The organism is Thermogutta sp., from assembly GCF_014359955.1.
Taxonomy (GTDB): Bacteria; Planctomycetota; Planctomycetia; order Pirellulales; family Thermoguttaceae; genus Thermogutta.
This window is the reverse complement of the sequence record NZ_JACIYL010000221.1, coordinates 1-5,867: the sequence shown is the minus strand read 5'-3', so window position 1 is coordinate 5,867 and position 5,867 is coordinate 1. Positions and strand designations below refer to the sequence as shown.

The 5,867-nt window shown below is 57.3% G+C and carries 4 protein-coding genes; 3 read left to right on the top strand and 1 reads right to left on the bottom strand.

Translation table 11 applies throughout. The annotated features are described in order from the left end of the window. From H5U08_RS08620 to H5U08_RS08610, 3 genes are all read left to right on the top strand, one after another. Positions 1 to 364 (top strand): GNAT family N-acetyltransferase (locus H5U08_RS08620; RefSeq protein WP_297032191.1); only part of this gene is annotated, 364 nt, incomplete at its 5' end. A 469-nt stretch (positions 365 to 833) separates the two neighbouring features. Beyond that, positions 834 to 2,714 (top strand): DnaA/Hda family protein, encoded by a 1,881-nt coding sequence (locus tag H5U08_RS08615; RefSeq protein WP_297032189.1) that lies wholly within the window; start codon positions 834 to 836, stop codon positions 2,712 to 2,714. A gap of 440 nt (positions 2,715 to 3,154) precedes the next feature. Then, entirely contained in the window at positions 3,155 to 4,540 is a 1,386-nt protein-coding gene (locus tag H5U08_RS08610; RefSeq protein ID WP_297032187.1) for a Gfo/Idh/MocA family oxidoreductase, read from the top strand. Between the two features lie 499 nt (positions 4,541 to 5,039). Here H5U08_RS08610 and H5U08_RS08605 read toward each other — a convergent pair. Further along, positions 5,040 to 5,867: HEAT repeat domain-containing protein (locus H5U08_RS08605; protein WP_366494288.1), on the bottom strand; the 828-nt coding region annotated here is incomplete at its 5' end.

Sequence of the window (5,867 nt, the reverse complement as noted above, 5' to 3'; positions counted from 1 at the left end):
CCTGGCCGGCTACCGCGCTGCAGGGGTCTATTCTCCCGACTTGTGGTTTGTCATCACACATGAGAACGAGCCGGTGGGATGCCTGGTTCTCACGGATCACCCGGATTTCGACCAACTCGAACTGGTTTACATGGGTCTGATTCCGCGATTTCGAGGGCACGGTTGGGGCCGGGAAGCGGTTCGCTACGCCCAATGGATGGCTCAGATACGAAAACGGAGCGGGCTTCTCCTTGCCGTGGATACCCGAAACACCCCCGCCGTTCATGTTTACGAGTCGCTCGGTATGCAACCCCTCGAGGAACGGGACATCTTCCTGTTCGTTTTCAACGACGATCGCGGGGCCACAGGTCCCGTCACCGGGTGACGCCCAACTGACACGCCACGCTTCGCGCAGCAGATGACTGCCTTCCATTCGCTTGAGAGATTCACGAAAAAATCATAACCCTCATCCAGGCGACCACTTGCGACCCATTCATGCCGTCGCGTAAGACGGCCTGAATGATTCCGTAACAATCTTTCCCCACGCCACGGTTGATGGATAACCGTCCGAAAAATTTTTCGATGGCAAAGACGTTTTGCGTTTTGCGGAGTGGTCTAACCGTTCAAAAACGGCCACAGAAAATTCTGCACAGCAACCCGGTTGTGGGGCTTTGACAGCAGTGCTGTCAGCGGTAGAATCACGCTCATCGGGTGACACACATGCAGGCTGAGGATGACGCGGTTCATCCCTCGTGCGCAACTCATCTGATTGCGCAGCCTGTTCAGCGTCAATCACATCGCACGATCGCTGGAATCATTGCGCTGAAGGTACGCGCAGCAGGAGCGGTGGAGCAGTGACCAGGGATGAAAAGGAAGTCATATCGGCCCTCCGAAAGGTGCTGGCCGATAAGGTCGGATATGATCGCTATGTCCTATGGTTCGGCCGACGTACGCGCTTCCTTTGGGATGGTGCCCAGCTTACGCTCCAGGTTGCAAACAGTTTTTATGTCGATTGGATTCGAACAGTCTTTCACGACGCGATTGAGGAAGCCTGCCAGGCAGTCTTCGGCCAAATCCCCCGAGTTCACTACGAGTGCAACGAGAACTTGAGTGTAACGGAGGAGGAAGAGCCCATACCTTCCAGACCCACCAGGCGTTCGAGCCACGACGGCACTCGCGCAGCGACTGCGGCAGCCAAAAGGGTCAGTTCCCGCCGGACTGCGTCCTCTCACACGCATCCCTCTTCGCTGGACGATTTGCCACTCTTCGCTCACGCAGCGCGTTTCTGTGAGCATCCTGCAAAGGACGCCGCCGCAAACCTTGAGTGCGTCACCTCCGGTCCACCCACGGGGGGCAAGCCAACTGTGTCGGAAGTCGGCGGCCACGAAATGCCTGGTACTACGGAAACATGTGAGGATGGGCCGCATAAATCTGGCGACTTCGCGCCTCACATCGCTGTGGAAGTACCAGTCGCCTCCGGCGAGGATGAGAGTCCTCTCACATCCGGTAACTGGATCTCGTCACAACCTTCTTTGCGGATAATCAGCCCTCCAACAGACGCAGCCTTTAGCGAGGCCGATCCGCAAAGCGAACTGCTTGCCACGGGGAGCGACCCCTCAGAGGACTCGCATCTCCACAGAACGCGAAGCAGGCCGACGTCCCCCAATTCTCAGCCCACTCCCGGCCATCGAACGGGCCAACTGGGGTTTGCCGTTCTGGAAACTTTTGTTGTAGGGGATTGCAACCGACTGGCGTACGCCGCTGCTGAGACAATCACGCGAAAGCTGGGGAGTTATTCCCCTCTAGTGATCCACGGACCAAGCGGTGTGGGTAAGACACACCTTCTGGAGGGTATTTGGAAAGGGGTTAAAAAACGGAATCCACGTGTTGCCGCGTTATATCTTTCTGCCGAGCAATTTACCAGCGCCTATGTGGAGGCTCTCCAATCGGGAACGATCCCTGTTTTTCGTCAGAAATACCGGGGCGTCCAACTCCTCATTCTGGATGACCTCCAGTTCTTCGGAGGCAAGCGACAGACGCAGATCGAGTTGCTCTACACGCTTGACACCCTGATGAAGAACGGCTGTCAGGTCGTCTGCGCTGCGGACCGACCTCCCTCTGAGCTTCGCGAATTGACTCCTGAACTGCGGAGCCGATTGGAGGGAGGTATCGTCTGTCGCATCGATCCGCCAGATTTCGCGACGCGGATGAAAATCGTTGAAAACTTCTGTCTTGCGGCGAGTTTTGCCCTGGATCGCGAGGTCCAGCAGTGGATTGCCGAATCCTTCGCGCGAAGCGTTCGTCAGCTCATAGGTGCCCTGCGACGTCTGGAGGCCGCTGCGAAGGCCCTCAAGAGGGCGCCTGATCGCCAGCTCGCCGCGGAAATCCTTTCCGACCTTGTCCCCGAAGGTATCAAGCAGGTGACGCTTGCCGATATCGAGCGAGAGGTTTGCCGCGCGTTTGCTCTTCCGCCCGGCGCACTCCAAAGTGACAGAAAAGATCGCAGCGTCACGCAGCCGCGCATGCTCGCCATGTGGCTTGCTCGCAAATGCACAAGGGCCAATCTTTCGGAGATCGGCCGGTTTTTCGGCCGACGGAGTCACGCGACCGTCATCTCGGCCCAAAAGCGCGTGGAGGAATGGCTCTCGGGCAAAGGAGCTGCCGCCGTCTCAGAAGGGCATCGCCCCCTCCGAGAAACGATTCGCGAGATTGAACGCCGACTTCGGGCAGGGTGATGGACTCTGCCGTCGAGTGCCGTAACCGCGGTGCTGGGTCCTTGTCATGCATCTGCGGCTATGGCGCATCTGAGGCGGCTCCCGACGAAGTCATCCCCACTTTTTCCTCCTGGAAATCGGCGCCGACCCGGACAACGCCTTAAGCAGGAGCCAGGTTCAGCCCGGTGAGAGTTGCTTGTCGTCTCCATATTCGCACGTTGGATAGTCCACGCTACCGACCGGTTTTCCTCTGTTTATTCGCGAGTGTTTAGGGACCATTCATCAGTTGCCCTTGCAATACCACAATGGGGCTCGTTCGGAGCTCAGGAGCGTTGCTTGCTCAGCCAGTCGGGTTATACTATCGGCAGACAAGCCAAGGGCTTCGACCACGCCGCAAACTTCCAAAGAGTCCCGTCCACCCACTCGACGCAAGTATCGTTCCGGAACCGGGAGGTTGACCCATGGCCCACCGAATGACTCGCCGGAGGTGGCTCAAACAATCACTCGCCACCGGTATTGCATGGTGCATTTTGCCCTCCAGCAGAGCGGCTTTCTCTTATGAGGCGAATGAACAAGTGGCCTACGCCGCAGTGGGTCTCGGTAAACGGGGAAGCTATCTTGCACCCACCTTTGCCCGAATCGGAGCGAAGCCCGTCGCCTTGTGCGACGCCAACACTGAACAGTTAGGCAAGCTCGCCGAGAAACTGCCGGGGGCCGCCTTGTATCAGGATTTCCGGAGAATGCTTGATGAAAAAGGCAGCCAGATCGACGCGGTGGTCGTGGCAACACCTGATCATACACATGCGGTGATCTCGGCGGCTGCAATTCATCTCAACAAGCACGTCTATTGTGAAAAGCCCATCAGCCACGACGTCCGCGAGGCCCGAGTCTTGCGCGATCTGGCCAGTCAGAAGCGAGTCGCCACCCAGATGGGCAATCAGGGAATGGCCACCGATTCATTCCGCCGTACTCTCGAACTGCTTGAAGACGGCATCATTGGGAACATCCGGCAAGTGCACGTGTGGTTCGTCTTCGGGGGAAGCGGACCACGAACTCCCCCGAAGGATCAGCCACCCGTTCCCCCAAATCTGAGCTGGGATCTCTGGTTGGGGCCAGCGGCCGAGCGGCCATACCATCCCCAGTATGTCGCGGGATGGGGTGGCTGGTGGGACTTTGGCACCGGATGCCTGGGTGGAGGTGGCTCGCATTCGCTCAATCTCGCGTTCAAGGCGCTGAAACTCCGCGAACTATGGGATCCTCCGGCAAGCTCCGGTAAGCGAATTCGCATTGAAAGCGAGATTCCCGAGAAGGCTCCTTATGGCTTTCCTCGTTGGCAGTTCGTGCGGTTTTATATTCCCGCGCGATCTTCCCAGCCTCCGGCGATCATCCACTGGTACAACGCCAATGAGGATGAACTGCGACGGCAAAGGGTTTGGACAAAACTCGAGGAGCTTGCGGGTCGCGATCTGGAATGGAAGGACAGGAGCTGGACGCCCCGTTCCGGCACCCTGCTTGTGGGTGAGAAAGGCGTCGTCCACACCAATGCTCACAATTCGGTGTGCCAGATTTTACCCGTCGAGAAGTTTCCCGAACAAACGGAACCACCCAAGCGTTATCCCAGGGTAAGGGGGCATGAATACGAGTGGCTCGACGCGTGTCGTGGCACGGGCCAGCCGTTTTCCAACTTCGACCACGCAGGTCCTGTCATTGAATTGCTTTTGGCGGCCAATGTGGCTGGTCGATTCGACGAACCCCTGGAATATGATCCCGTCGCCTGCCGCATCGTGGGCAACGACGAGGCCGACGCGCTTCTTCGCCCGCCGTACCGCCAGGGATGGACGCTGTGACGCTCTCTTCCGCGTCATCGAGAAGCTGTCCACAGAGACGCGGAAGACCTTCGGCTCAGGCTTGTGAGTATCTCATGAACAGCAGGGCACCCGCCCGGGCTGTTTGAAGATACCGGCCGTCATTGGCCGATTCCGAATCGGCGCAAGACAACAATCTTTCCCCGCCCGGCTTGATGACAGGGGCGGATGTAACCTCCATACCACGTTTTTGGCAAGTCCGCGGGTACCATCGCCAGGGGAAGTGTAGCGCTTCCCCGACCGACGTCGGCATGGCCTTCGACCGCGTTAGCAAGCGCCTTGCTTGCCAGCCTATCACGTCACTTAGCCCGGGTCTTCTCACCGATCCGGGCGATGCGCACTATTACGCCAAAAACCACACGACGGACTGCGCGCTTTATATTGAGAGCTTTAGCCTACGGGGAAATAGAATCCGCCGTGTGAAAGATGGCGCGATTTGTCCGCCACATGAATGTGTTTTTCTATTTGGCCTTGAAATTCGCTATTTATTCGCTTCGTCTTCTCCCATCAGATATCTGATCCGGCGTGCCACTTCCCCCGGTGCATTAAACCAGACGGCCGAATGCAACGGTGTCAGATCAAACTTCAGCCGGGATGGCCCATCCTTGAGAAGCACAACTGTGTTCAAAATCAGGTTGGCCTCCACGGGATCGTCAGTCTTTTGGAGGATGTCCATCAAGAATGGTCGCGGATCTCCCTCGCCCGTCAACCCCAGAAACTCGGCCGCCCGCATCCGCACCAATCTGTCGGGATCGCCCGCCGCCATTTTGCGGATGGAATCGGCCAGTGCCCGTGCTTCTTTCCCAAACGCACTGCACGTGATGACGGCCCAATACCGCTCCAAAGGATCGTCCGCTTGTAATGCCTTTTCCAACATCGGGGCAACCTCCGCGAATGGCCGAAGCTGCCAGTCAGCGATTTCAACCAGTCGTGCTATGCGCTGTTTATTGCGCTGGCCGTAGGAGTAACCATCACCCTGGCTTTCCCGCACGAATACGGGCTCGGGAATAAAACCGAGATCTGGCAGTCCGGTCACCCAATCGTGCATCGTCTTTCGCATGTCTGTGAGGATCTCGGCGTAGTGCGGATCACTCGCCAGATTGACGGTTTCATGGGGATCCTTTTCTATATCGAAAAGGCACTCGGGCGGTTTTGGTTCAAAAAACGCTCTTTGTACCGGGTTGAGTTGTCCCTTCTGATAAAGATCCCACCATTCTCGGTAGGCAGCCTGCTTATTACGATACTCGTTGTAAAGGCCGTCAAAGTTGAAAGGTTGGTAATTTCGCCAGTAAGTATATTTGCCCTTTCG